The organism is Pseudomonas sp. FW507-12TSA, from assembly GCF_058781435.1.
In genome coordinates this window covers 85,679-111,632 of record NZ_JBYSWT010000007.1, presented here as the reverse complement: position 1 = coordinate 111,632, position 25,954 = coordinate 85,679, and the positions used below count along the sequence as shown (strand labels likewise).

At 64.5% G+C, this 25,954-nt stretch carries 21 protein-coding genes; 20 read left to right on the top strand and 1 reads right to left on the bottom strand.

What is annotated here, in order from left to right:
• The first annotated feature begins 8 nt into the window (after window positions 1-8).
• Window positions 9-578 (top strand): lipocalin family protein, encoded by a 570-nt coding sequence (locus AC3WK8_RS09200; protein WP_031320095.1) that lies wholly within the window; start codon window positions 9-11, stop codon window positions 576-578.
• Window positions 579-699: 121 nt separating this feature from the next.
• Here the strand turns inward: AC3WK8_RS09200 and AC3WK8_RS09195 are convergent, their stop codons facing one another.
• Window positions 700-2,064, bottom strand: coding sequence for a formimidoylglutamate deiminase (locus AC3WK8_RS09195; protein WP_103324621.1), 1,365 nt, complete (start codon window positions 2,062-2,064; stop codon window positions 700-702).
• Window positions 2,065-2,283: 219 nt separating this feature from the next.
• Between AC3WK8_RS09195 and hutC the strand changes: the two genes are divergently transcribed.
• The 19 genes from hutC (at window position 2,284) to AC3WK8_RS09100 (ending at window position 25,884) form a co-directional block, all read left to right on the top strand.
• On the top strand, window positions 2,284-2,952 hold the full coding sequence (gene hutC / locus AC3WK8_RS09190) for a histidine utilization transcriptional repressor HutC (RefSeq protein WP_235777293.1): 669 nt from the start codon (window positions 2,284-2,286) through the stop codon (window positions 2,950-2,952).
• Window positions 2,949-3,521 carry a HutD/Ves family protein gene (locus AC3WK8_RS09185; protein WP_085595691.1) on the top strand — a complete coding sequence of 191 codons (573 nt, stop codon included), beginning with the start codon at window positions 2,949-2,951 and terminating at the stop codon, window positions 3,519-3,521. Before hutC ends, AC3WK8_RS09185 begins: the two co-directional genes overlap by 4 nt.
• 411 nt (window positions 3,522-3,932) lie before the next feature.
• Window positions 3,933-5,615 carry a urocanate hydratase gene (gene hutU, locus AC3WK8_RS09180; protein ID WP_103324620.1) on the top strand — a complete coding sequence of 561 codons (1,683 nt, stop codon included), beginning with the start codon at window positions 3,933-3,935 and terminating at the stop codon, window positions 5,613-5,615.
• 117 nt (window positions 5,616-5,732) lie between these two features.
• Entirely contained in the window at window positions 5,733-7,196 is a 1,464-nt protein-coding gene (locus tag AC3WK8_RS09175; RefSeq protein ID WP_103324619.1) for a purine-cytosine permease family protein, read from the top strand.
• A 74-nt stretch (window positions 7,197-7,270) separates the two neighbouring features.
• Entirely contained in the window at window positions 7,271-8,236 is a 966-nt protein-coding gene (locus AC3WK8_RS09170; protein ID WP_022639531.1) for an ABC transporter substrate-binding protein, read from the top strand.
• A gap of 71 nt (window positions 8,237-8,307) precedes the next feature.
• Window positions 8,308-9,159 (top strand): ABC transporter permease, encoded by an 852-nt coding sequence (locus AC3WK8_RS09165; protein WP_103324618.1) that lies wholly within the window; start codon window positions 8,308-8,310, stop codon window positions 9,157-9,159.
• On the top strand, window positions 9,156-9,983 hold the full coding sequence (locus AC3WK8_RS09160; protein WP_103324617.1) for a quaternary amine ABC transporter ATP-binding protein: 828 nt from the start codon (window positions 9,156-9,158) through the stop codon (window positions 9,981-9,983). Before AC3WK8_RS09165 ends, AC3WK8_RS09160 begins: the two co-directional genes overlap by 4 nt.
• A gap of 48 nt (window positions 9,984-10,031) precedes the next feature.
• The gene (locus tag AC3WK8_RS09155) at window positions 10,032-11,555 is read left to right on the top strand and encodes an HAL/PAL/TAL family ammonia-lyase (protein WP_103324616.1); all 1,524 of its coding nucleotides are present in this window, start codon (window positions 10,032-10,034) and stop codon (window positions 11,553-11,555) included.
• A gap of 116 nt (window positions 11,556-11,671) precedes the next feature.
• Complete coding sequence (gene hutH / locus AC3WK8_RS09150; protein WP_103324615.1) at window positions 11,672-13,210, top strand: histidine ammonia-lyase; 1,539 nt, start codon at window positions 11,672-11,674, stop codon at window positions 13,208-13,210.
• A 111-nt stretch (window positions 13,211-13,321) separates the two neighbouring features.
• Complete coding sequence (locus AC3WK8_RS09145) at window positions 13,322-14,734, top strand: amino acid permease (protein WP_103324614.1); 1,413 nt, start codon at window positions 13,322-13,324, stop codon at window positions 14,732-14,734.
• Window positions 14,735-14,746: 12 nt separating this feature from the next.
• On the top strand, window positions 14,747-15,952 hold the full coding sequence (gene hutI / locus AC3WK8_RS09140; RefSeq protein ID WP_053132508.1) for an imidazolonepropionase: 1,206 nt from the start codon (window positions 14,747-14,749) through the stop codon (window positions 15,950-15,952).
• 10 nt (window positions 15,953-15,962) lie between these two features.
• A complete protein-coding gene (gene hutG, locus AC3WK8_RS09135) occupies window positions 15,963-16,766 on the top strand; it encodes an N-formylglutamate deformylase (protein WP_103324613.1) in 804 nt (267 codons plus the stop codon).
• Window positions 16,767-16,937: 171 nt separating this feature from the next.
• Entirely contained in the window at window positions 16,938-17,909 is a 972-nt protein-coding gene (gene pip, locus AC3WK8_RS09130; protein ID WP_022639538.1) for a prolyl aminopeptidase, read from the top strand.
• Window positions 17,906-18,343, top strand: coding sequence for a D-aminoacyl-tRNA deacylase (dtd, locus tag AC3WK8_RS09125; RefSeq protein ID WP_103324612.1), 438 nt, complete (start codon window positions 17,906-17,908; stop codon window positions 18,341-18,343). The genes pip and dtd overlap by 4 nt, the downstream gene beginning before the upstream one ends.
• A gap of 276 nt (window positions 18,344-18,619) precedes the next feature.
• The gene (locus AC3WK8_RS09120) at window positions 18,620-20,473 is read left to right on the top strand and encodes a glucan biosynthesis protein G (protein ID WP_031320099.1); all 1,854 of its coding nucleotides are present in this window, start codon (window positions 18,620-18,622) and stop codon (window positions 20,471-20,473) included.
• A complete protein-coding gene (mdoH, locus tag AC3WK8_RS09115) occupies window positions 20,466-23,036 on the top strand; it encodes a glucans biosynthesis glucosyltransferase MdoH (protein WP_103324611.1) in 2,571 nt (856 codons plus the stop codon). The genes AC3WK8_RS09120 and mdoH overlap by 8 nt, the downstream gene beginning before the upstream one ends.
• A 226-nt stretch (window positions 23,037-23,262) precedes the next feature.
• Window positions 23,263-24,060: a transporter substrate-binding domain-containing protein gene (locus tag AC3WK8_RS09110; protein ID WP_022639542.1), complete on the top strand. Its 798-nt coding sequence runs from the start codon at window positions 23,263-23,265 to the stop codon at window positions 24,058-24,060.
• Window positions 24,061-24,197: 137 nt separating this feature from the next.
• A complete protein-coding gene (locus AC3WK8_RS09105) occupies window positions 24,198-25,157 on the top strand; it encodes an amino acid ABC transporter permease (protein WP_085595781.1) in 960 nt (319 codons plus the stop codon).
• On the top strand, window positions 25,150-25,884 hold the full coding sequence (locus AC3WK8_RS09100; protein ID WP_053132503.1) for an amino acid ABC transporter ATP-binding protein: 735 nt from the start codon (window positions 25,150-25,152) through the stop codon (window positions 25,882-25,884). The genes AC3WK8_RS09105 and AC3WK8_RS09100 overlap by 8 nt, the downstream gene beginning before the upstream one ends.
• The last annotated feature ends 70 nt before the right edge of the window (window positions 25,885-25,954 follow it).

Sequence of the window (25,954 nt, the reverse complement as noted above, 5' to 3'; positions counted from 1 at the left end):
GAAAAATAATGATGCGTTTCGTTGTCACTCTTCTAGCCGGCCTGCTCTTGGTCGGCTGCGCCACGTCCCGGGACGATTCGTTGGCGCCCAAGACCGCTAGCCATGTCGAACTCAAGCGCTACCAGGGGACCTGGTACGAGTTGGCGCGCCTGCCGATGTACTTCCAGCGCAACTGCGCGCAATCCGAAGCCCGCTACACCCTGTTGCCGGATGCGACGATGGCGGTGCTCAACCGCTGCCTGACCCCGGAATGGAAGTGGGAAGAAGCCCGAGGCACCGCCACGCCCCAGGTGCCGGGCCAGACCGACAAGCTCTGGGTGCGCTTCGACAACTGGTTCACGCGCCTGCTGCCGGGAGTGGCCAAGGGTGAGTACTGGGTGCTGTACGTCAGCGATGACTACAAGACGGCGATCGTCGGCAACCCGAACCGGCGCTACCTGTGGTTGCTGTCGCGGACCAAGGAAGTCAACGAGACGGTACGCGAGGAGTTGCTGAGCAAGGCGCGCCAGCAGGGCTACGACACCACGCGCTTGATCTGGCGGGTCTCGGACTCGGCCATGGCCAAGACTTCCAAGTAGTCCGGTTTCATCGAGGCGGGGCCCGCTGTGGCAAGAGCACCGTTGGCGAGATGCCGTGGTGATCAGGAGCCTGGCTCACGGCCCGCAAGGCGGGCCTGGTGGTTGGCCGGGCCGCCGGGACTCAGCCCAGCAAGTCGCGCAGGACCTGGGCGAAGGCCCGGCTGCTGGTTTCCTCTGCGGCATGTCGACCGTCGCGCACCACCCAGCGCCCGCCAACCATCACATCCCGTACCTGGCGATCGCCACCGGCGAACAACCAGCGGTTGAGAATCCCGTCGGCATTGGCGGTGGCCAGGTAAGGGTCGTTGCCGTCGAGCACCAGCCAGTCGGCGCGGTTGCCCACCGCCAGCGTGCCGATCGCTTGCCCCAGGGCCTGGGCGCCACCATCCAGGGCCGCGTCGTAGAGGGTGCGGCCGACCATGGGCTGGCCTGCCCGGTACAGGCGATTGCGGCGCTGATCCCGCAGGCGCTGGCCATATTCCAGCCAGCGCAATTCCTCCACCACGCTCAACGAGACATGGCTGTCGGAACCGATGCCCAGGCGGCCGCCCTGGGCCAGGAAATCCACTGCGGGGAAGATACCGTCGCCCAGGTTGGCCTCGGTGGTCAGGCACAGGCCGGCGATGGCCCGGCTCCTGGCCATGAGGCTGACTTCCTCGGGGTTGGCATGGGTGGCGTGGACCAGGCACCAGCGCTGGTCCACCGCGACGTTTTCATATAGCCACTGCAAGGGCCGGCGGCCACTCCAGGCCAGGCAGTCATCGACTTCCTTCTGTTGCTCGGCAATGTGGATATGCACCGGGCAGTCCGGGTCGCTGGCGGCCAGCACTTCGCTGATCTGCTGTGGCGTGACTGCGCGCAGCGAGTGGAAGCACAGGCCCAGGTGCTGGTTGGCTTGTCCGGCCAGCAGGGGACGTAGCTGCTGTTGCAGCTTGAGGTAGTGCTCGGTGCTGTTGATGAAGCGGCGCTGGCCGTCGTTGGGCGCCTGGCCACCGAAGCCCGAATGGCTGTACAGCACCGGTAGCAGGGTCAGGCCGATGCCGGTGTCGGTGGCGGCCCGGCTGATCCGGCGCGACAGCTCTGCGGGGTCGGCGTAGGCCTGGCCGTCGGTGTCGTGGTGCACATAGTGGAATTCGGCCACCGAGGTGTAGCCGGCCTTGAGCATTTCGATGTACAGCTGGCGGGCGATGACTTCCAGTTGCTCGGGGCTGATCCTGCCCACCAGGCGGTACATAAGGTCGCGCCAGGTCCAGAAGCTGTCATTGGGGTTGCCGGCCACTTCCGCCAGGCCGGCCATGGCCCGCTGGAAGGCATGGGAGTGCAGGTTGGGCATCCCCGGCAACAGTGGGCCCTTGAGTCGTTCCGCACCCTCTGCGCCAGCGTTGGCCTGGATGTGGCTCAGCTGGCCGTCGGCATCGACTTCAAGACGTACATCATTGGCCCATCCGTCAGGCAGCAGCGCGCGTTCGGCAAAGAAGGCGGACATGGTTCGAGTACCCCATTGTGTGTTATTTGTATATACATATACAGACGTTTGCCTGCCCGGTAAACTCCGGCAAGCTAGGCTTTCGTCGCCAGGCGTCGACCGACCCTGACCACTTTCACCGACCCTCAAGGATTTCCCGTGCCGACCCCGACTGCCAACTCGCCGCTGGCCGCCCACCTGAGCGATAGTCCGGCGCCCTTGTATGCCCGCGTCAAACAGATGATCACCCAGCAGATCGAGAGCGGAAACTGGCCGCCGCACTATCGCGTGCCCTCGGAAAGCGAACTGGTCAGCCAGCTGGGCTTCAGCCGCATGACCATCAACCGTGCGCTGCGCGAGATGACCGCCGAAGGCATGCTGGTGCGCATGCAGGGCGTGGGTACCTTCGTCGCCGAGCCCAAGACCCAGTCGGCATTGTTCGAGGTGCACAACATCGCCGACGAGATCGCCTCCCGCGGTCACCGCCACACCTGCCAGGTCATCACCCTGGGCGAGGAGGCCGCCGGTTCCGAGCGGGCCCTGGCCCTGGACATGCGCGAAGGGCAGAAGGTCTTCCATTCGCTGATCGTGCATTTCGAGAACGACATCCCGGTGCAGATCGAGGATCGCTTCGTCAACGCCCTGGTGGCGCCGGAATACCTCAAGCAAGACTTCACCCTGCAAACGCCCTATGCCTACCTGTCCCAGGTCGCGCCCCTGACCGAGGGCGAGCATGTGGTGGAGGCGATCCTCGCCGAACCTGAAGAATGCAAGTTGCTGCAGATCGAGCGTGGCGAACCCTGCCTGCTGATCCGCCGCCGTACCTGGTCCGGGCGCCAGCCGGTGACCGCCGCGCGGCTGATCCACCCCGGTTCCCGGCATCGCCTCGAAGGACGCTTTCACAAATGATCCGGTCTAGCCTGCTACGCGCCGCCGACTATCCGCGCATGCCCTGGAAGAACGGCGGCGGCAGTACCGAGGAAATCACCCGGGACAGCGGGGCCGGCCTGGAAGGCTTCGGCTGGCGCCTGTCGATCGCCGACATCGGCGAATCCGGCGGTTTCTCCAGCTTCGCCGGCTACCAGCGGGTCATCACCGTGCTGCAGGGCGCTGGCATGCAGCTTTGCGTGGATGGCCAGGATGTGCGCCCGTTGCTGCCCCTGGACCCCTTTGCCTTCAGTGGCGCCAGCCAGGTCAACTGCACCCTGCTGGACGGCGCCATCCGTGATTTCAACCTGATCTACAGCCCCGAGCGCTATATGGCGCGGCTGCAGTGGTTCGATGGCCAGCAGCGCTTCTTCAGCCAGGCCCATACGGTGCTGGTGTTCAGTGCCGCCGAACAGGCCTGGGTCGATGTGGCCGGCGCTGCGGTCCAGGCCCTGGGCCGCTACGATTGCCTGCGCCTGGACGACAATGCCGGCCTGCTGGAAGTTGCCCTCGACGGGCGCTGCTGCGTGATCGAACTCACCAGTATCTGAGTCACCCTTGCTGGCGGGCCAGGGCGTGGCCTGCCAGCTTCCCTTCTAGTCTCCATCACTCTTCTATCCGTGCTTCGGCCTCCTGCTCGAGGCGGCTGGCCCTTGTCCGTTCCCGGGGGCGGATCCTGTTCCTGACGGCGCGCCAATCTGTTACCGAATGCCCCAGCAGTGGGCAAAACCTGCCCCTGGTAACAACCAGCGGGAGCGTCGATTGATACCCGAGGGAAAATTCATTCAAGGCCGAGGAGCCCGATCTAGAAGGTTTCCAGGCGTTTTTCGGTGATTGTTCCAGGTGGCTTGGACAGAGTTGGCCGCTTGATTGCATATGCTTGTATGTACAAGTAAATATGTGTGCGTAAGAGTCGATGCCATCCTCTTCGCACCTTGGGCTCATCGTCGAGGAGGTTTTCCGTGGCTGACAACAAATTCACCAAATACCGGAACGTAGAAATCCGTGCCCCGCGTGGCAACAAGCTGACCGCCAAGAGCTGGCTGACCGAAGCGCCGCTGCGCATGCTGATGAACAACCTCGATCCGGAAGTCGCCGAGAACCCCAAGGAGCTGGTGGTCTACGGCGGCATTGGGCGCGCGGCGCGCAACTGGGAGTGCTACGACAAGATCGTCGAGAGCCTCACCCACCTGAATGACGACGAGACCCTGCTGGTGCAGTCCGGCAAGCCGGTCGGCGTGTTCAAGACCCACGCCAACGCCCCGCGCGTGCTGATCGCCAACTCCAACCTGGTGCCGCATTGGGCCAACTGGGAACACTTCAACGAACTGGATGCCAAGGGCCTGGCCATGTACGGCCAGATGACCGCCGGCAGCTGGATCTACATCGGCAGCCAGGGCATCGTCCAGGGCACCTACGAAACCTTCGTCGAAGCCGGTCGCCAGCACTACGGCGGCAGCCTCAAGGGGCGCTGGGTACTGACTGCGGGCCTGGGCGGCATGGGTGGCGCCCAGCCACTGGCCGCGACCCTGGCCGGCGCCTGCTCGCTGAACATCGAATGCCAGCAGAGCCGCATCGACTTCCGCCTGAGCAGCCGTTATGTCGACGAGCAAGCCAAGGACCTGGACGACGCCCTGGCGCGTATCGCCAAGTACACCGCCGAAGGCAAGGCGATCTCCATCGCCCTGCTGGGCAACGCCGCCGAAATCCTGCCCGAGCTGGTCAAGCGGGGCGTGCGCCCGGACATGGTCACCGACCAGACCAGCGCCCACGACCCGCTCAACGGCTACCTGCCGGCCGGCTGGACCTGGGAGCAGTACCGCGATCGCGCACAGACCGAACCGGCTGCCGTGGTGAAAGCCGCCAAGCAATCGATGGCCGTGCACGTGCAAGCCATGCTCGACTTCCAGAAGCAGGGCATCCCGACCTTCGACTATGGCAACAACATCCGCCAGATGGCCAAGGAAGAGGGCGTGGCCAACGCCTTCGACTTCCCGGGCTTCGTCCCGGCCTACATCCGCCCGCTGTTCTGCCGTGGCATCGGCCCGTTCCGCTGGGCGGCGCTGTCCGGCGACCCGCAGGACATCTACAAGACCGACGCCAAGGTCAAGGAGCTGATCCCGGACGACGCCCACCTGCACAACTGGCTGGACATGGCTCGCGAGCGCATCAGCTTCCAGGGCCTGCCGGCGCGTATCTGCTGGGTCGGCCTGGGCCAGCGCGCCAAGCTGGGCCTGGCATTCAACGAAATGGTCCGGCGCGGTGAGCTGTCGGCACCGATCGTCATCGGCCGCGACCACCTGGACTCCGGTTCGGTGTCCAGCCCGAACCGTGAAACCGAATCGATGCAGGACGGTTCCGATGCCGTGTCCGACTGGCCGCTGCTCAACGCCCTGCTCAATACCGCCAGTGGCGCGACCTGGGTTTCCCTGCATCACGGCGGCGGCGTCGGCATGGGCTTCTCCCAGCACTCGGGCATGGTCATCGTCTGCGACGGCAGCGATGAAGCCGCCGAGCGTATCGCTCGCGTCCTGACCAACGATCCGGGCACCGGCGTGATGCGCCATGCCGATGCCGGCTACCAGATCGCCATCGACTGCGCCAAGGAGCAGGGCCTGAACCTGCCGATGATCACCGGCAATTGACACTCCGGCGGTTCGCCGCCAGGACCAGGGAAGGAGCCGCCGCACCTCGCAGCGCGGCGGTTCGGTCCATGTAGCAGAGCTTTGACATGACAAGAATCCCCCGGGAGAACAATAACGATGTCCACGGCCAGTGATAGCTCCAAACCCCTGATCGAGCGGCGGTCGATCAACTACATTCCCGAAGCCGAACGCCACGGCAAGCTCTACAGCCAGTTCACCCTGTGGCTGGGCGCCAACCTGCAGATCACCGCCATCGTCACCGGCGCCCTGGCCGTGGTGCTGGGCGGCGACGTGTTCTGGTCGTTGATCGGCCTGTTCGTCGGCCAGTTGCTGGGCGGCGGCGTCATGGCCCTGCATGCCGCGCAAGGACCCAAGCTCGGCCTGCCGCAGATGATCTCCAGCCGGGTGCAGTTCGGCGTCTACGGCGCGGCGATCCCGATCGTGCTGGTATGCCTGATGTACCTGGGCTTCACCGCCACCGGCACGGTGCTGTCCGGCCAGGCCCTGGGCCAGCTGTTCGGCGTCAGCGACAGCCTCGGCATCCTGATCTTCGCCAGCGTCATCGTCCTGGTGACCGTGCTTGGCTACCGGGTCATCCATTTCATCGGCCGGGTCGCCAGCGTCATCGGCGTCATTGCCTTCGTCTACCTGTTCAGCCGCCTCATGGGCCAGACCGATGTCGGCGCGCTCCTGGAGATCCGTCACTTCAGCTGGGCGAGCTTCCTGCTGGCGGTATCCCTCGCCGCTTCCTGGCAGATCGCCTTCGGCCCCTACGTGGCCGACTACTCGCGCTACCTGCCGAGCAAGACGTCCTCGGTGAAGACCTTCCTCGCCGTGGGCGCCGGCTCGGTGATCGGCGCCCAGGTGGCGATGATCCTCGGTGTGTTCGCCGCGGCCATGGCCAACGGGCAGTTCGCCGGGCGTGAAGTGGCCTACATCGTCGGCCTAAGTGGCAGTGGCGCCACCGCGGCGCTGCTGTACTTCAGCATCGCCTTCGGCAAGATCACCATCTCGACGCTGAACTCCTACGGCAGCTTCATGTGCATCGCCACCATCATCAGCGGCTTGCGTGGCCACCTGGAGGTGACGCGCCTGCAGCGCCTGGTGTTCGTGCTGGTCATCGTCGGCGCCGCGACCCTGATCGCCCTGCTCGGCCAGCATTCGTTCCTGGGGGCATTCAAGTCCTTCATCCTGTTCCTGCTGGCCTTCTTCACCCCCTGGAGCGCGGTGAACCTGGTGGACTACTACTGCATCACCCGCGAGAACTACGACGTGCCGGCGCTGGCCGATCCCAATGGCCGCTATGGCCGGTGGAACATGCTGGGTATCAGCGTCTATGTGATCGGCGTGCTGGTACAGCTGCCGTTCATCAGCACCAAGTTCTATACCGGGCCGCTGGTGGAGGTACTGGGTGGCGTGGATATCTCCTGGATCATCGGCCTGGTGGTGCCGGCGGCGCTGTACTACGTCTGTGCCAGGAAATGGCATGGTGCGGTGCCCGAAAAACTGATCCTGCCGCCCGAGCAGGACGCCGCCAACGAACAAGAAATCGCTGGAACCCGCCGCGCCGCTGCGGTGTGAGTCCGATTGGACGTGGACAGGGCTGGATGCCTCTTGACTGCCGTAAGCCAACCCATGTTTAGGAGCGTCACATAATGAAAAAACACAAGACCCTGCTGACCACGTTGTTGTCCATGGGCCTTCTGGCTGCGTCCGGCGCCCAGGCGGCTGGCTGGTGCGAGTCGGGCAAGCCGGTGAAGTTCGCTGGCTTGAACTGGGAAAGCGGCATGCTGCTCACCGATGTCCTGCAGTTCGTCCTGGAGAAGGGTTACGGCTGCAAGACCGACAGCTTGCCGGGCAACTCCATCACCATGGAGAACGCCCTGGGCAGCAACGACATCCAGGTCTTCGCCGAAGAATGGGTAGGGCGCAGCGAGGTTTGGAACAAGGCCGAGAAGGCCGGCAAGGTGGTCGGCGTCGGCGCGCCGGTGGTGGGTGCCGTCGAAGGTTGGTACGTGCCGCGCTATGTGATCGAGGGCGATGCCAAGCGCAAGCTCGAGGCCAAGGCCCCGGACCTGAAGAACGTCGCCGACCTGGCCAAGTACGCCAGTGTCTTCAAGGACCCGGAAGAGCCGGCCAAGGGCCGCTTCTACAACTGCCCGGCCGGCTGGACCTGCGAGCTGGACAACAGCGAGATGCTCAAGGGCTACGGCCTGGAAAACAGCTACACCAACTTCCGCCCCGGCACCGGCCCGGCCCTGGATGCCGCAGTGCTGTCGAGCTACAAGCGCGGCGAGCCGATCCTGTTCTACTACTGGACGCCAACCCCGCTCATGGGCCAGGTGGACGTGGTCAAGCTGGAGGAGAAACCCGGCGTCGACAAGAGCGTGAGTATCAAGGTCGGCCTGTCCAGGACCTTTCACGACGAGGCGCCGGAGCTGGTGGAGGTACTGGCCAAGGTCAACCTGCCGATCGACCTGCTCAACCAGAACCTGGCGCGCATGACCAAGGAGCGCATCGAGTCGCCGAAACTGGCGAAAACCTTTCTCAAGGAACATCCTGAGGTCTGGCACGCCTGGGTGAGCGAAGAAGCCGCCAGGAAGGTCGACGCGGCCCTGTAGGTCGGGCCTCTGCGGCGGCCCTGGAGGTCGCCGGAAGCTGGACTACAACCTCCTTTGATCGAGAGTTTCCTATGTTTCCAGAAAGCTTCACGTTTTCCATCGCCGACTGGGTCAACGGCTGGGTCGATTCGCTGGTGACCAACTATGGCGACGTGTTCCGGCACATCTCCGATACCCTGCTATGGGCCATCGTCAACCTCGAAGGCCTGCTGCGCATCGCGCCCTGGTGGCTGATGCTGGGCATCGTCGGCGTCGTGGCCTGGCATTCGACCCGCAAGTGGCTGACCACCCTGGTGATCGTCGGCCTGCTGTTCCTGGTGGGGGCCGTCGGCCTGTGGGACAAGCTGATGCAGACCCTGGCCCTGATGCTGGTGGCCACGCTGATCTCGGTGCTGATCGGCATTCCCCTGGGGATCCTCTCGGCTCGCAGCGACCGCCTGCGCTCGGTGCTGATGCCGTTGCTGGACATCATGCAGACCATGCCCAGCTTCGTGTACCTGATCCCGGTGCTGATGCTGTTCGGCCTGGGCAAGGTGCCGGCGATCTTCGCCACGGTGATCTACGCCGCGCCGCCGCTGATCCGCCTCACCGACTTGGGGATCCGCCAGGTCGACGGCGAGGTGATGGAGGCGATCAACGCCTTTGGCGCCAACCGCTGGCAGCAACTGTTCGGCGTGCAGCTGCCGCTGGCCCTGCCGAGCATCATGGCCGGGATCAACCAGACCACCATGATGGCCCTGTCGATGGTGGTGATCGCCTCGATGATCGGCGCCCGTGGCCTGGGCGAGGACGTGCTGGTGGGGATCCAGACCCTCAACGTCGGCCGTGGCCTGGAAGCGGGCCTGGCGATCGTGATTCTCGCGGTGGTGATCGACCGCATTACCCAGGCCTACGGCCGGCCACGGCATGAGGTGAGCAAATGAGCGCGCAGGTCAGCAAGATCGAGGTGAAGAATGTCTTCAAGATCTTCGGCAACCGCGCCGAGGACGCCCTGCGGTTGATCCAGCAGCAACGCAGCAAGGAGCAGGTGCTGGCCGAGACCGGCTGCGTGGTGGGGGTCAACGACCTGTCGCTGTCCATCGGCAGCGGCGAGATCTTCGTCATCATGGGTTTGTCCGGCTCTGGCAAGTCGACCCTGGTGCGCCATTTCAACCGCCTGATCGACCCGACCAGCGGGCAGATCCTGGTGGACGGCGAAGACATCCTGCAGTACGACATGGATGCCCTGCGCGACTTCCGCCGGCGCAAGATCAGCATGGTGTTCCAGAGCTTCGGCCTGTTGCCCTATCGCAATGTGCTGGACAACGTCGCCTATGGCCTGAAGGTTCGTGGTGAGGGCAAGCAGCTGTGCGTCGAACGTGCCCAGCACTGGATCAACACCGTGGGCCTCAAGGGCTACGAGAAGAAATACCCACACCAGCTGTCCGGCGGCATGCGCCAGCGGGTCGGCCTGGCCCGGGCGCTGGCCGCGGACACCGACATCATCCTCATGGACGAGGCCTTCAGCGCCCTCGACCCGTTGATCCGCGCCGAAATGCAGGACCAGTTGCTGGAGCTGCAGAAGACCCTGCACAAGACCATCGTCTTCATCACCCATGACCTGGACGAGGCGGTACGCATCGGCAATCGCATCGCCATTCTCAAGGATGGCCGGCTGATCCAGGTGGGAACGCCGAAGGAGATCCTGCATGCGCCGGCCGACGACTACGTCGACCGCTTCGTCCAGCGCCGGGCGGCGACCGCATGACGGGCCGCCTCGCAATACACCACGGGATCACCCAGTACGAGGTTGGACATGTCCCAGGCTGAAACTATCGTTGTCGCCGACGCCCCGGTGGGTTGGCAGGATGTGGTGGCCATCGCCCGCCACGGGGCGCGGCTGGAGCTATCGCCCCAGGCCTGGGCGCGAATCGACAACGCCCAGGCCATCGTTCGCCAGGTGGTGGAGAACGGTGAGCGGGCCTATGGCATCAGTACCGGCCTGGGGGCGCTGTGCAACGTACTGCTGGCCGGCGAACAGCTCAGCCAGTTGTCGCGCAATACCCTGCTCAGCCACGCCTGTGGCGTGGGGCCGGCGCTGCCCGACGAGCAGGCCCGGGCCATCCTCTGCGCGGCGGTGATCAACTACAGCCATGGCAAGTCCGGCATCCACCGGCAGGTGGTCGAGGCCCTGCTGGCGCTGCTCAACCGCGGCATCACCCCGCAGGTGCCGTCCCAGGGCTCGGTGGGTTACCTGACGCACATGGCCCATATCGGCATCGCCCTGCTCGGGGTCGGCCTGGTCAGCTATCGCGGGCGCATCATGGCCGCGGCGCAGGCCCTGGCCGAAGAGGGGCTGCAGCCGGTGCAACTGGGCGCCAAGGACGGGCTGTGCCTGGTCAATGGCACGCCCTGCATGACTGGCCTCGCCTGCCTGGCCCTGGCCGATGCCGAGCGCTTGCTGCAATGGGCCGACGTGATCGGCGCCATGAGCTTCGAGGCCCAGCGTGGCCAGATCGCCGCCTTCGACCCTGAGATCATTGCCCTCAAGGCCCACCCCGGCATGCAGCGGGTGGGTGGCAACCTGCTGGCCTTGCTCGAGCGCAGCGAGGTGATCGCCGCCAGCAAGGGCCTGCGCACCCAGGATGCCCTGAGCATCCGCTCCATTCCCCAGGTCCATGGCGCTGCCCGGGACCAGTGGGCCCATGCCGCGAAGCAGGTGCAGACCGAACTCGAATCGGCCACCGACAACCCGCTGCTGCTGGGGACTCCCGAACACTATCGGGTGGTCTCCCAGGCCAATCCCCATGGCCAGTCGGTGGCCATGGCGGCCGACGTGCTGGCCATCGCCATGGCCGAGATCGGCTCCATCGCCGAACGGCGCCTGGACCGCTTGATCAATCCCCATGTCAGCGGCCTGCCGGCGTTCCTGGTGAGCGAGCCCGGGGTCAATTCCGGAATGATGATCGTGCAGTACGTCGCCGCTTCGCTGTGCGCGCAGAACCGCCAGTTGGCCCAGCCGGCGGTGCTCGACAACTACGTGACTTCAGGCCTGCAGGAAGACCACCTGAGCCTGGGCACCAATGCCGCGCTGAAGCTGCACCAGGTGCTGGAGAACTGCACCCGGATCCTCGCCATCGAGTACCTGCTGGCGGCCCAGGCTTTCGAATTTCTCAAGGAACAGCGTTTCGGCGCCGGCACCGGGCTTGTCTGGAGCCTGCTGCGCGAACGAGTCCCGGCCTATCACCAGGACCGCTGGCTGGCCCCCGACATCGCCAGTGCGGCGGCGCTGCTCAAGGAGCCGGCGCTGCTGGGCAGGCATTTTCCGAAGTTGCAATAAAAGGTTCTTCCCATAGCCAGCGTGCCAAGGCGCCGCCTGCCCGACTTGGTGGGTGACGACGGATAACGGATGTTTCCGGAGCGACTGGTAGTTATTACAAAACTCTCAAAAGGAGCATGAATGTGACTGCGCTAAACCTGATTCCCGGTCAACTGAGCCTGGCCCAACTGCGGGCCATCTACCAGCAGCCGCTGAGCCTGACCCTGGACGACAGCGCCTCGGCGCAGATCGACGCCAGCGTGGCTTGTGTCGAGCAGATCCTCGCCGAGAAACGCACCGCCTATGGGATCAACACCGGTTTTGGCCTCCTGGCGTCGACCCGTATCGCCAGCGCCGACCTGGAGAACCTCCAGCGCTCCCTGGTGCTGTCCCATGCCGCGGGCGTCGGCGAGCCCATCAGCGACGATCTGGTGCGCCTGATCATGGTGCTCAAGGTCAACAGCCTGAGCCGCGGTTATTCCGGCATCCGCCGCCAGGTGATCGATGCCCTGATCGCGCTGATCAATGCCCAGGTCTACCCGCATATCCCGCTCAAGGGGTCGGTGGGCGCATCCGGCGACCTGGCGCCGTTGGCGCACATGTCCCTGGTGCTGCTGGGCGAAGGCAAGGCCCGCTACAAGGGTGAGTGGCTGGACGCCCCGGCGGCCTTGAAAGTCGCCGGCCTGGCACCGTTGACCCTGGCGGCCAAGGAGGGCCTGGCGTTGCTCAACGGCACCCAGGTATCCACCGCCTTCGCCCTGCGTGGCCTGTTCGAAGCCGAGGACCTGTTTGCCGGGGCCCTGGTTTGCGGTGGCCTGACCGTGGAAGCGGTGCTGGGTTCGCGTTCGCCGTTCGATGCACGGATCCATGCCGCCCGGGGCCAGCGTGGGCAGATCGATAGCGCTGCGGCCTATCGCGCGTTGCTGGGCGAGCGCAGCGAGGTATCCGCTTCGCACCAGAACTGCGACAAGGTCCAGGATCCGTATTCCCTGCGCTGCCAGCCACAGGTGATGGGCGCCTGCCTGACCCAGTTGCGCCAGGCCGCCGAGGTGCTGGTGGTGGAAGCCAACGCCGTATCCGACAACCCGTTGGTGTTCGCCGCCGAAGGCGACGTGATCTCCGGTGGCAACTTCCACGCCGAGCCGGTGGCGATGGCTGCCGACAACATGGCCCTGGCCATCAGCGAGATCGGGTCCCTGAGCGAGCGTCGCATCTCGCTGATGATGGACAAGCACATGTCGCAGTTGCCGCCGTTCCTGGTGGCCAATGGCGGGGTCAACTCCGGCTTCATGATCGCCCAGGTCACCGCCGCGGCCCTGGCCAGCGAGAACAAGGCCCTGGCCCACCCGCATTCGGTGGACAGCCTGCCGACCTCGGCGAACCAGGAAGACCACGTGTCCATGGCTCCGGCTGCGGGCAAGCGCCTGTGGGAAATGGCCGAGAACACCCGCGGCATCCTCGCCGTGGAATGGCTGGCGGCCTGCCAGGGCCTGGATCTGCGCGAAGGCCTGAAGTCCTCGCCGGCCCTGGAGCAGGCCCGCGCCACCCTGCGCGAGCAGGTGGCCTACTACGAGAAGGACCGCTTCTTCGCGCCGGATATCAATGCCGCCAGTGACTTGCTGGCCTCGCGCTGCCTGACCGGCTTGCTGCCGGCCGGCCTGCTGCCGAGCCTGTAACCTCGGCCAGCGGCCCTGGGCCGCTGTCCAGCCAGACGCGGAACGTCTGCTTCAGCCACCGTGCACCGGCGTGCGCGGTGGTTGTCCAATAACAATAAAAGGGACGAAGACATGCAATCGCAAGAAACAGGATTACGGCGCGGCCTGACGGCGCGCCACATACGTTTCATGGCCTTGGGGTCGGCCATCGGCACCGGGTTGTTCTATGGTTCCGCCTCGGCCATCCAGATGGCCGGGCCGGCTGTGTTGCTCGCCTACCTGATCGGTGGCGCGGCGGTATTCATGGTGATGCGCGCCCTGGGCGAGATGGCGGTGCACAACCCGGTGTCCGGCTCGTTCGGCCACTACGCCAGCCAGTACCTGGGGCCATTGCCGGGGTTCATCCTGGGCTGGACCTATGCCTTCGAGATGCTGATCGTCTGCCTGGCGGACGTGACTGCCCTCGGCATCTACATGGGCTTCTGGTTTCCCGAGGTGGAGCGCTGGATCTGGGTGCTGTCCATCGTGCTGTTCATCGGAGCGCTGAACCTGTGCAACGTCAAGGTCTTCGGCGAGATGGAGTTCTGGCTGTCGTTGCTCAAGGTCGGGGCCATCGTGGCGATGATCCTCGGCGGCGTCGGCATCATGCTGTTCGGGATCGGCAGCGCGAGCCAGGAGCAGGCCACAGGGCTCGGCAACCTCTGGAGCCATGGCGGGTTCATGCCCAATGGCATCAGCGGGGTGATCGCCTCCTTCGCGGTGGTGATGTTCGCCTTCGGCGGCATCGAGATCATCGGGGTCACCGCTGGCGAGGCCAAGGACCCGCAGCGCGTCATTCCCAAGGCCATCAATGCCGTGCCCATGCGCATCCTGCTGTTCTACGTGCTGACGCTGCTGGTGCTGATGGCGATCTTCCCCTGGCCGCAGATCGGTACCCAGGGCAGCCCTTTCGTGCAGATCTTCGATAGCCTGGGGATCGGCTCGGCGGCGACCATTCTCAATATCGTGGTGATCTCCGCGGCGGTGTCGGCCATCAACAGCGATATCTTCGGTGCCGGCCGCATGATGTATGGCCTGGCCCAGCAGGGGCAGGCGCCCAAGGGTTTTGCCCAGGTCTCCAGGCACGGGGTGCCGTGGATGACCGTGGTGGTGATGGCGGCGACCCTGCTGATCGGCGTGGTGCTCAACTACCTGATTCCGGAGGACATCTTCCTCTTGATCGCTTCCCTGGCCACTTTCGCCACGGTCTGGGTATGGCTGATGATCCTGCTGACCCATGTGGCCATGCGCCGCTCCATGACCGCCGAGCAGGTGGCCGGGCTGCAATTCAAGGTACCGTTCTGGCCCTGGGCGCCGGCGGCGGCCATTGCCTTCATGCTGTTCATCTTCGCTGTCCTGGGCTACTTCCCCAAGACCCAGGCGGCGCTGCTGGTAGGCGTGGTGTGGATCGTGCTGCTGGTGCTGGCCTACAGGCTCTGGGTCAAGCCGGTAGCTGGCCAGGCGCGTTCCAGCGACGGCCACTCTTCTTTAACTATTGATCATTGACGGAGGCCTTGGATGAAGACTCTTTGGCAACACTGCAACGTCGCCAGCATGGCCCTGGGTAGCTACTCGATCATCGAGGATGCGGCCATCGTGACGTCAGGGGCGCACATCGAGTGGATCGGCCGGCGCGAACAGCTGCCGGCCAGCGATTACCAGCAGGTCCACGACCTGGCGGGCGCCTGGGTGACCCCGGGCCTGATCGACTGCCACACCCATACGGTGTTCGGTGGCAATCGCAGCGGCGAGTTCGAGCAGCGCCTGCAAGGGGTGAGCTATGCCGAAATCGCCGCCGCCGGTGGCGGGATCGCCAGCACCGTGCGCGCGACCCGGGCGGCCAGCGAGGACGAATTGTTCGCCAGTGCCCGCAAGCGCTTGCTGAGCCTGATGCGCGATGGCGTCACCAGCATCGAGATCAAGTCCGGTTATGGCCTGGACCTTTCCAGCGAACGCAAGATCCTGCGGGTGATCCGCCGGCTTGGCGAGGAACTGCCGGTCAGCGTGCGCAGCACCTGCCTGGCGGCCCATGCCCTGCCGCCGGAATATGCCGAGCGTGCCGACGACTATATCGAGCACATCTGCAGCGAGATGCTTCCGGCCCTGGCAGCCGAGGGGCTGGTGGACGCCGTGGATGCCTTCTGCGAATACCTGGCGTTCTCCCCGGCCCAGGTGGAGCGGGTGTTCATCGCCGCGCAAAAACTCGGCCTGCCGGTCAAGCTGCATGCCGAGCAATTGTCCTCGCTGCATGGTTCGAGCCTGGCGGCGCGCTACCAGGCCCTGTCCGCCGATCACCTGGAGTTCATGACCGAGGACGATGCCATCGCCATGGCCGCCTCGGGCACCGTGGCGGTGTTGTTGCCGGGGGCGTTCTACTTCCTGCGCGAGACCCAGTTGCCACCGATGGAGGCACTGCGCAAGCACGGGGTGAAGATCGCCCTGGCCAGCGACCTCAACCCAGGGACCTCGCCGGCGCTGTCGGTACGCCTGATGCTGAACATGGCCTGCACCTGTTTTCGCATGACGCCCGAGGAAGCCCTGGCCGGAGTCACCCTGCACGCGGCCAAGGCCCTGGGAATGGACAAGACCCACGGTTCGCTGGAGGTGGGCAAGGTGGCGGATTTCGTCGCCTGGCAAATAGATCGTCCCGCCGACCTGGCCTACTGGCTGGGCGGCGACCTGGAAAAGCGCGTGGTGCGCCACGGCGTCGAAGTGACTGTGTAGGAGAAGGCTTGTGGAAAAGGTTCTGAGCTTCAAACAAGGTCGGGTGCCACTGTTGATCAGCATGCCCCATGCCGGTACGCGCCTGACCCCGGCGGTGGCCGCCGGGCTGGTACCCCAGGCGCAGAGCCTGCCGGACACCGACTGGCATATCCCGCGGTTGTACGAGTTCGCCCAGGAGTTGGGGACCAGCGTCCTGGCGGCCGAGTACTCGCGTTTTGTCATCGACCTGAACCGGCCGTCCGACGACAAGCCGCTGTATGTCGGCGCCACCACGGGCCTGTACCCGGCGACCCTGTTCGACGGCGAGCCGCTGTTCGTCGAAGGCCAGGCTCCATCGAAGGCGGAGCGCGATGAGTACCTGGAGCAGATCTGGGGGCCATACCATCGGACCCTGCAAGACGAGCTGGCGCGGCTCAAGGCCGAATTCGGCTATGCCATGCTGTTCGATGCCCACTCGATCCGTTCGCTGATCCCGCACCTGTTCGAGGGCAAGCTGCCGGACTTCAACCTCGGGACCTTCAACGGCGCCAGCTGCGATCCGCAACTGGCCGGGCGCCTGGAGGGCATCTGCGCTGGCCATGGCGGCTACACCCATGTGCTCAACGGGCGCTTCAAGGGCGGGCACATCACCCGTCACTACGGCGATCCGGCGGAGCATGTGCATGCGGTACAGCTGGAGCTGGCGCAAAGCACCTATATGGAAGAGTTCGACCCCTTCCGTTACCGCGAGGACCTGGCGGCGCCGACCCAGGTGGTGCTCAAGGAACTGCTACAAGGCCTGCTGGCCTGGGGCCGCGAGCGCTACGGTCGCTGAGCTGCCAGGGCAGAAGCGAGCCCGGCCAAGCGCCGGGCTCGAGCTGTGGATGAGGCCAACAACCCCATTTTTCTCAAGGACATGCTCATTGCGTAATTCGGGTTTATGATGCCGGACGGCAGCATGAATGAAGTCCCTTCAGGGATGACCCCGACCTCCACGGAGCGCGTAATGAAGACTTTGTACCCACAGATCAAACCCTATGCCCGGCACGATCTGGCCGTCGACGAACCCCATGTGCTGTATGTCGACGAAAGCGGTTCGCCGGAAGGCTTGCCGGTGGTGTTCCTTCATGGTGGCCCGGGGGCCGGCTGCGACGGCGCGAGCCGCTGCTACTTCGATCCGACCCTGTACCGCATCGTCACCTTCGACCAGCGCGGCTGCGGACGCTCCAGTCCCCATGCCAGCCTGGAGAACAACACCACCTGGGACCTGGTGGCCGACCTGGAGCGCATCCGCGAGCACCTGGGCATCGACAAGTGGGTACTGTTCGGTGGTTCATGGGGCTCGACCCTGGCCCTGGCCTATGCCCAGACCCATCCCGATCGGGTGCTTGGCCTGGTCGTGCGGGGGATCTTCCTGGCCCGTCCCCAGGAGATCCAGTGGTACTACCAGTGCGGTGCCAGCCGCCTGTTCCCCGACTACTGGCAAGACTACGTGGCGCCAATTCCCCTGGAGGAGCGGCACGACCTGGTCAGCGCCTTCCACAAGCGCCTGACCGGCAACGACCAGATCGCCCAGATGCACGCGGCCAAGGCCTGGTCCGGCTGGGAAGGGCGCACCGCGACCCTGCGTCCCAACCCGCTGGTGGTGGATCGCTTCTCCGAACCGCAGCGCGCCTTGTCGATTGCCCGGATCGAGTGCCACTACTTCATCAACAACGCCTTCCTCGAACCTGACCAGCTGATCCGCGACATGGGCAAGATCGCCCATCTGCCGGGGATCATCATCCATGGGCGCTACGATGTGATCTGCCCGCTGGACAACGCCTGGGAACTGCACCAGGCCTGGCCCAACAGCGAGCTGCAGGTGATTCGCGATGCCGGCCATGCCGCTTCCGAGCCGGGTATCACCGACGCCCTGGTGCGGGCCACCGACCAGCTGGCCCGGCGCCTGCTCGACCTGCCGCCCGAAGAAGCATGAAGGGGCTGTTGCAGCGCGTGTCCGGCGCGCGCGTGGAAGTGGCCGGTGAAATCGTCGGTGCGGTAGACCAGGGCCTGCTGGTGCTGGTGGCGGTAGAGCCTGGGGATACCCGGGCCAACGCCGACAAACTCCTGCATAAGCTGCTTAACTATCGGGTGTTCAGTGATGCCGAGGGCAAGATGAACCTGTCCCTGGCCGATGTGCAGGGCGGCCTGCTGCTGGTCTCGCAGTTCACCCTGGCGGCGGACACCAAGAGTGGGTTGCGCCCGAGCTTTTCCACGGCGGCGCCTCCGGCCCTTGGCGAGGAGCTTTTCGACTACTTGTTAGTGAAGGCGCAACAGTTGCATGGCAAAGTGGCATCAGGACGCTTTGGTGCGGACATGCAGGTACATCTGGTCAACGATGGGCCAGTGACCTTCCTGTTACACACCTGAAGGTGTCCGAAACATCTTTTTCTACCGTTTTCGGCCGGAAACTGCTGTTTTTCACGATAAATACTTTGTTACCCCTGATGCGTTGTAACGCGGCCTACTAGATAATCGCGCGCTACGGGGATCAGCGTTCGTTGGTCCATTTTGACTTAAGTAGAGACTTGTCCACGGCCGTTTGGGGAATCATTTAGCCCCATCGGAGTCGGAACAATGCTCGCCAACCTGGCATGTAGATAGCTGGCCGTTGGTTTTTTGATCTGTTTTCGGCGAGGGTTGCTCGTGATTGTTAGTCCCTGTAATGCACCAAACTTGTTTGCCAAAAGGTTACGAAACGTACTGGTGACGGGCTCTGCGCTGGTCTGCCTGCTTGGCGCCGGTCCACTCATGGCATTCAACCTGGATGACGTATCGACCAAAGCCAAGGACCTGGCCGGGCAGAAGTACGAGGCTCCGCGCAGTAACCTGCCAGCCGAGTTCCGCGACATGAAGTTCGCGGACTACCAGAAAATCCGCTTCCTCACCGAAAAAGCCGAATGGGCCGACCAGAAGACCCCGTTCAAGCTGTCGTTCTACCACCAGGGCATGCACTTCGACACGCCGGTGAAGATCAACGAGATCAGCGCCAACAGCGTTTCCGAGATCAAGTACGATCCCAGCCGTTTCGACTTCGGTGACGTGACGTTCGATCCAAAAGCCACCGAGAAGCTGGGTTATGCCGGTTTCCGCGTGCTGTACCCGATCAACAAGGCCGATAAGCAAGACGAGATCATGACCATGCTGGGCGCGAGCTATTTCCGCGTCGTCGGCAAGGGCCACGTCTATGGCCTGTCCGCCCGTGGCCTGGCGATCGATACCGCCTTGCCGTCCGGTGAAGAATTCCCGCGCTTCAGCGAGTTCTGGATCCAGCAACCCAAGCCTACCGACAAGCACCTGGTGATCTACGCCCTGCTGGATTCGCCACGGGCCACCGGCGCTTATCGCCTGACCCTGCGGCCGGGCGCCGACACCATCGTCGACGTCAAGGCCCGGGTGTTCCTGCGTGACAAGGTGGGCAAGCTGGGCCTGGCTCCGCTGACCAGCATGTACCTGTTCGGCGCCAACCAGCCGTCGAAGGTCCTCAACTATCGTCGCGAGCTGCACGACTCCAGCGGCCTGTCGATCCATGCCGGCAACGGCGAGTGGATCTGGCGTCCGCTGAACAACCCGAAGCACCTGGCCGTGAGCAACTTCTCGGTTGAGAACCCGCGCGGTTTCGGCCTGCTGCAGCGTGGCCGCGACTTCAGCCACTACGAAGACCTCGACGACCGCTACGACAAGCGCCCAAGCGCCTGGATCGAGCCGAAGGGCGACTGGGGCAAGGGCACCGTCGACTTGGTGGAAATCCCGACTGCGGACGAAACCAACGACAACATCGTGGCATTCTGGAACCCGGAGAAGCAGCCAGAGCCTGGCCAGCCGCTGGATTTCGCCTACCGCCTGCACTGGACCATGGACGAAGCGTCCCTGCATTCTCCTGACAGCGCCTGGGTCGAGCAGACCCTGCGTTCCACTGGTGACGTCAAGCAGTCCAACCTGATTCGCCAGCCCGATGGCAGCGTTGCCTACCTGGTGGATTTCGAAGGTCCGTCCCTGGCGGCCCTGCCTGGGAGCGCCGAAGTGCGTAGCCAGGTCAGCGTCGGCGACAACGCCGAGCTGGTGGAAAACAACGTTCGCTACAACCCGGAAACCAAAGGCTGGCGCCTGACCCTGCGCTTGAAGGTCAAGGACCCGAGCAAGGCCACCGAGCTGCGTGCCGCCCTGGTGCGCGACATCCCGGCAGCCGAGCCGGCCAAGGCCTCGACTCCGAACTCCAGCTCCTCCGTGGCCAAGGCCGACAAAGTCGCCGCCAAGCAACAGGAGAAGAAAGAGAAGGAAGCCGCTGCCGCGGCGGCCAAACAAGCTGAAGCCAAGCAGCCTGAAGCCAAGCCGGCCAAGGACGCCAAGCATGCCAAGGACAAGGACGCCAAGGACAAGGATCCTAAAGACGCCAAGCAGCCTGCTGCTGCCGAAGCGGCCCCTGCCACACCGGAACCGGCCAAGACCGAGCAAGTCCTGACCGAGACCTGGAGCTACCAGTTGCCTGCCGATGAGTAACTCTCAACTACAGCCAGAGTCGCTTGCCGAGTACCTGGCCCACCTGCCCATGTCGGACCAGCAGCGCGCGGAGCTCGCGAGCTGCCAGTCCTTCAGCGAGTTGCACCAGCGCCTGTCGTCCAAGGCCTTCGATGAGTCCGCCGATGCCGCCCAGGCCTCGGTGGGCGAGCGCCTGACCCTCAGCACCGCGGCCGAGCTGAACGATGCCGAAATGCTCGCCGTCGATGCCGAGGGGCGTATCTGCCTCAAGGCCGCGCCGCCGATCCGTCGTACCCGGGTAGTGCCCGAGCCATGGCGCACCAATATCCTGGTGCGTGGCTGGCGGCGCCTGACCGGGCGCACCAACCCACCGGCACCGCCGAAGGACGAGCGAGTGCTGCCGGCTGCCCGCTGGCGCACCGTCGGTTCGATCCGTCGCTACATCCTGCTGGTGCTGATGCTTGGCCAGACCATCGTCGCCGGCTGGTACATGAAAGGCATCATGCCGTACCAGGGCTGGGCCTTCGTCGACCTGGAAGAAGTGGCGCACCAGCCGCTGATGCAGACCGCGCAGCAGGTCCTGCCCTACGCACTGCAGACCAGCATCCTGATCCTGTTCGGCATCCTGTTCTGCTGGGTCTCGGCAGGTTTCTGGACCGCGCTGATGGGCTTCCTGGAACTGCTGACCGGTCGCGACAAGTACCGCATCTCCGGCGCTAGCGCCGGCAACGAGCCGATCGCCGAGAACGCGCGCACCGCACTGGTGATGCCGATCTGCAACGAAGACGTGCCCCGGGTATTCGCCGGCCTGCGCGCCACCTTCGAGTCGGTGGCGGCCACCGGTGACCTGGATCGTTTCGACTTCTTCGTCCTCAGCGACAGCAACGACAGCGATATCTGCGTGGCCGAGCAACAAGCCTGGCTGGATGTCTGCCGCGAGACCAAGGGTTTCGGCAAGATCTTCTACCGTCGCCGTCGCCGCCGAGTGAAGCGCAAGAGCGGCAACCTCGACGACTTCTGCCGTCGGTGGGGCGGCGACTACAAGTACATGGTGGTACTGGACGCCGACAGCGTGATGAGCGGCGAATGCCTGACCAGCCTGGTACGCCTGATGGAAGCCACGCCGGACGCGGGGATCATCCAGACCGCGCCCAAGGCCTCGGGCATGGACACCCTGTATGCGCGCATGCAGCAGTTCGCCACTCGCGTCTATGGTCCGCTGTTCACTGCCGGCCTGCACTTCTGGCAGTTGGGTGAGTCCCACTACTGGGGCCATAACGCGATCATCCGCATGAAGCCGTTCATCGAGCACTGCGCCCTGGCGCCGTTGCCGGGCAAGGGCGCGTTCGCCGGTGCGATCCTCTCCCACGACTTCGTCGAAGCCGCGTTGATGCGCCGTGCCGGCTGGGGCGTGTGGATCGCCTACGACCTGCCGGGCAGCTATGAAGAGCTGCCGCCGAACCTGCTGGACGAGCTCAAGCGCGACCGCCGCTGGTGCCACGGCAACCTGATGAACTTCCGCCTGTTCCTGGTCAAGGGCATGCACCCGGTGCACCGCGCGGTGTTCCTCACCGGGGTTATGTCGTACTTGTCGGCGCCGTTGTGGTTCTTCTTCCTGGTGCTGTCCACGGCCCTGCTGGCGGTCAACACGCTGATGGAGCCGCAGTACTTCCTCGAGCCGCGGCAGCTGTATCCGCTGTGGCCGCAGTGGCATCCGGACAAGGCCATCGCGCTGTTCTCCACCACCATCGTGCTGTTGTTCCTGCCCAAGCTGCTCAGCATCATTTTGATCTGGGCCAAGGGCGCCAAGGAGTTCGGCGGCAAGTTCAAGGTGACCCTGTCGATGCTCCTGGAGATGCTGTTCTCCATGCTGCTGGCGCCGGTGCGGATGATCTTCCACACCCGCTTCGTGCTGGCCGCGTTCCTCGGCTGGGCGGCGACCTGGAACTCGCCACAGCGTGACGACGACTCCACCCCCTGGAGCGAGGCGGTGCGCCGCCATGGCCCGCAGACCCTGCTGGGCTTCTGCTGGGCGCTGCTGGTGATCTGGCTGAACCCCAGCTTCCTCTGGTGGCTGGTGCCGATCGTCGGTTCGCTGATGCTGTCGATCCCGGTGTCGGTGATCTCCAGCCGCGTCGGCCTGGGCCTGAAGTCCCGTGACGAGAACCTGTTCCTGATCCCCGAGGAATATGCACCGCCCCAGGCGTTGCTGGCCACGGACCAGTACACCCACGAGAACCGCTGGCACGCGCTCAACGACGGCTTCATCCGGGCCGTGGTGGATCCGCAGCAGAACGCCCTGGCCTGTGCCCTGGCCACTTCCCGCCATGCCCAGGCCGAGCCGATCGAGTGGCTGCGCCAGGAGCGCGTACGCCATGCCCTCAAGGTCGGTCCTGCGGCCCTGAACAACAGCGAGCGCCTGGCGCTGTTGAGCGATCCGGTGGCCCTGGGTCGCCTGCACCAGCTGGTCTGGAGCGAAGGCCACAGCCAATGGCTGGATGCCTGGCGCGAGTCGGTGACCGCCGATCCCCATGCCCCGCTGTTGCCGTTGCAGCCGCTAGCCGCGACGCCACAACCGGCGTAATGCCAACGCCCCCGGGTTCATGCCCGGGGGCGTTTTGCTTTCTGCACCCCGCTCATCCCCGGCGCTTTCGTCCGACAATAAAAACCTTGTGCAAATACCCGAGTGCGTTAGCATCGCACCCGCAAATTTCTGTGCGTGATCGACCACGACCTGGTATCCGAAGGTTCGCCAACAATGGACTGCGACGCGCAGACACCACAATAAAATGGCTTTCAGGGGACTTGAGATGAAGAAGTATTTTTCGCTGCTGCTGGCGGGGGCCGCAGCCATGCTGGCGGTCAGCACGGCCCAGGCCGGCGCCATCGACGACGCGGTCAAGCGTGGATCGCTGAAGGTGGGCATGGACCCGACCTACATGCCGTTCCAGATGACCAACAAGCGCGGCGAGATCATCGGTTTCGAAGTCGATCTGCTCAAGGCCATGGCCAAGTCCATGGGGGTCAAGCTGGAGATGGTCTCCACCGGCTACGACGGCATCATCCCGGCCCTGCTCACCGACAAGTTCGACATGATCGGCAGCGGCATGACCCTGACCCAGGAGCGCAACCTGCGCCTGAACTTCAGTGAGCCCTTCATCGTGGTCGGCCAGACCCTGCTGATCCGCAAGGACCTGGAAGGCACCATCAAGTCCTACAAGGACCTGAACAGCGCCGACTACCGCATCACCTCCAAGCTGGGCACCACCGGGGAAATGGTCGCCAAGAAGCTGATCGCCAAGGCCAAGTATCACGGTTACGACAACGAGCAGGAAGCGGTGCTGGACGTGGTCAATGGCAAGGCCGACGCCTTCATCTATGACGCTCCGTACAACGTGGTGGCGGTGAACAAGGTCGGCAACGGCAAGCTGGTATTCCTCGACAAGCCGTTCACCTACGAGCCGCTGGCCTTCGGCCTGAAGAAGGGTGACTACGACAGCATCAACTTCATCAACAACTTCCTGCACCAGATCCACGAAGACGGGACCTACGATCGGATCCACGACAAGTGGTTCAAGAGTTCCGAGTGGCTCAAGGACATGGAATAACACTCGCTCACCCAGACCGGGCTGCCCCGCTTGCGGGCAAGCCTCGTTTCTACAGGTTTGCGCAATCCATGTAGGAGCGAGGCTTGCCGGCGAAGGCGGTGTCCCTGGCGACCCAGCATTCGGAATCCGCAAACCCAATGAAACAGAACAAAGCCCAATGGCCCTGGCACGTGTTGACCGTGCTGGTGCTGGTCGGCCTGGCTGGCGCCCTGTACTACGCCACCTCGCTGATGTCCTATGAATGGCGCTGGAACCGCGTCCCGCAGTACTTCGCCTACCAGGCCGAGGAATCCCAGCGGGCGGCCGAGATTTCCACCGTCGCCGAGGTGGTGCGCAAGGGCGGCAAGGCTGAAGTCACCCTCAAGGGCGACTCCGGCAGCGAGCAGCACCTGAGCGTCGACGAAAGCAGCCTGCAGGTGGCCAGCGGCGACGACGTGGCCGAGGGCGATGTGGTCGGGGTGACCCGGCATTGGGCGGCGGGGCCGTTGTTGTGGGGCTTGTGGACCACTCTGTGGCTGTCGGTGGTGTCCGGCGTGCTGGGCTTGATGATCGGCCTGGCCACCGGCCTGTGCCGGCTGTCCAGCAACCCGACCCTGCGCGACCTGTCGACCCTCTATGTCGAGCTGGTGCGCGGCACGCCGCTGCTGGTGCAGATCTTCATTTTCTACTTCTTCATCGGCACGGTGCTCAACCTGTCCCGGGAATTCGCCGGGATCGCCGCGCTGTCGCTGTTCACCGGGGCCTATGTGGCGGAAATCGTCCGTGCCGGGGTGCAGTCCATTGCCCGTGGGCAGAACGAGGCGGCTCGCTCCCTGGGCCTGAGCGCCGGCCAGTCGATGCGCCATGTGGTGCTGCCCCAGGCCTTCAAGCGAGTGTTGCCGCCGCTGGCCGGGCAGTTCATCAGCCTGGTCAAGGACACTTCGTTGGTGTCGGTGATCGCCATCACCGAGTTGCTCAAGAGCGGCCGGGAAGTCATCACCACTTCGTTTTCGCCGTTCGAGATCCTGTTCTGCGTGGCGGCCCTGTACCTGTTGATCAACCTGCCGCTGTCGAAGATGGCCAGCCGGCTTGAGCGGAGGCTCGCGCAAAGTGATTGAAGTCCGCGATCTGGTAAAAGTCTTCGATACCCGTGGTCAAGTGGTGCGCGCGGTGGATAACGTCACCACCCAGGTGGCCAAGGGTGAAGTGCTGGTGGTGATCGGGCCGTCCGGTTCCGGCAAGTCGACCTTCTTGCGTTGCCTCAATGGCCTGGAGACCTTCGACTCCGGTTCGGTGAGCATCGATGGCCTGCAACTGGCCGATCCCAAGACCGATGTGAACGCCTACCGCCGCGAGGTGGGCATGGTGTTCCAGCACTTCAACCTGTTCCCGCACATGACCGTGCTGGATAACCTCTGCCTGGCGCAGAAGGTGGTGCGCAAGCGCGGCAAGCAGGAGCGCGAGGCCAAGGCCCTGGCCTTGCTGGAGAAGGTCGGCATTGCGCAGAAGGCCCACGAGTTCCCCTCGCGATTGTCCGGCGGCCAGCAACAGCGGGTGGCGATCGCCCGGGCCCTGGCCATGGAGCCCAAGGTGATGCTGTTCGACGAGCCGACCTCGGCCCTGGACCCGGAGATGGTCGGCGAGGTGCTGGATGTAATGAAGACCCTGGCCGTGGAAGGCATGACCATGGTCTGCGTGACCCATGAAATGGGCTTTGCCCGGGAGGTGGCGGATCGGGTGCTGTTCTTCGATCACGGCAAGCTGCTGGAAGATGCCGCGCCCGAGGTGTTCTTCAGCGCCCCCCGGGACCCTCGGGCCCAGGCCTTCCTGCGCCAGGTCCTGTAGCCGGCCTTGTAATCGCTGGAAGGCCCACAGGGCCTTCCAGCGGACGATCCGCCCCGCAGGCTCCTTAACA

Coding starts and splice junctions, on each gene's coding strand:
- AC3WK8_RS09195 (WP_103324621.1), bottom strand. CDS start 2,064: ATGTCCGCCTTCTTTGCCGAACGCGCGCTGCTGCCTGACGGATGGGCC.
- AC3WK8_RS09105 (WP_085595781.1), top strand. CDS start 24,198: ATGAAACAGAACAAAGCCCAATGGCCCTGGCACGTGTTGACCGTGCTG.
- hutH (WP_103324615.1), top strand. CDS start 11,672: ATGAATGTGACTGCGCTAAACCTGATTCCCGGTCAACTGAGCCTGGCC.
- AC3WK8_RS09170 (WP_022639531.1), top strand. CDS start 7,271: ATGAAAAAACACAAGACCCTGCTGACCACGTTGTTGTCCATGGGCCTT.
- AC3WK8_RS09185 (WP_085595691.1), top strand. CDS start 2,949: ATGATCCGGTCTAGCCTGCTACGCGCCGCCGACTATCCGCGCATGCCC.
- hutC (WP_235777293.1), top strand. CDS start 2,284: ATGATCACCCAGCAGATCGAGAGCGGAAACTGGCCGCCGCACTATCGC.
- dtd (WP_103324612.1), top strand. CDS start 17,906: ATGAAGGGGCTGTTGCAGCGCGTGTCCGGCGCGCGCGTGGAAGTGGCC.
- AC3WK8_RS09165 (WP_103324618.1), top strand. CDS start 8,308: ATGTTTCCAGAAAGCTTCACGTTTTCCATCGCCGACTGGGTCAACGGC.
- AC3WK8_RS09200 (WP_031320095.1), top strand. CDS start 9: ATGATGCGTTTCGTTGTCACTCTTCTAGCCGGCCTGCTCTTGGTCGGC.
- AC3WK8_RS09155 (WP_103324616.1), top strand. CDS start 10,032: ATGTCCCAGGCTGAAACTATCGTTGTCGCCGACGCCCCGGTGGGTTGG.
- hutI (WP_053132508.1), top strand. CDS start 14,747: ATGAAGACTCTTTGGCAACACTGCAACGTCGCCAGCATGGCCCTGGGT.
- AC3WK8_RS09175 (WP_103324619.1), top strand. CDS start 5,733: ATGTCCACGGCCAGTGATAGCTCCAAACCCCTGATCGAGCGGCGGTCG.
- AC3WK8_RS09145 (WP_103324614.1), top strand. CDS start 13,322: ATGCAATCGCAAGAAACAGGATTACGGCGCGGCCTGACGGCGCGCCAC.
- AC3WK8_RS09110 (WP_022639542.1), top strand. CDS start 23,263: ATGAAGAAGTATTTTTCGCTGCTGCTGGCGGGGGCCGCAGCCATGCTG.
- pip (WP_022639538.1), top strand. CDS start 16,938: ATGAAGACTTTGTACCCACAGATCAAACCCTATGCCCGGCACGATCTG.
- AC3WK8_RS09160 (WP_103324617.1), top strand. CDS start 9,156: ATGAGCGCGCAGGTCAGCAAGATCGAGGTGAAGAATGTCTTCAAGATC.
- mdoH (WP_103324611.1), top strand. CDS start 20,466: ATGAGTAACTCTCAACTACAGCCAGAGTCGCTTGCCGAGTACCTGGCC.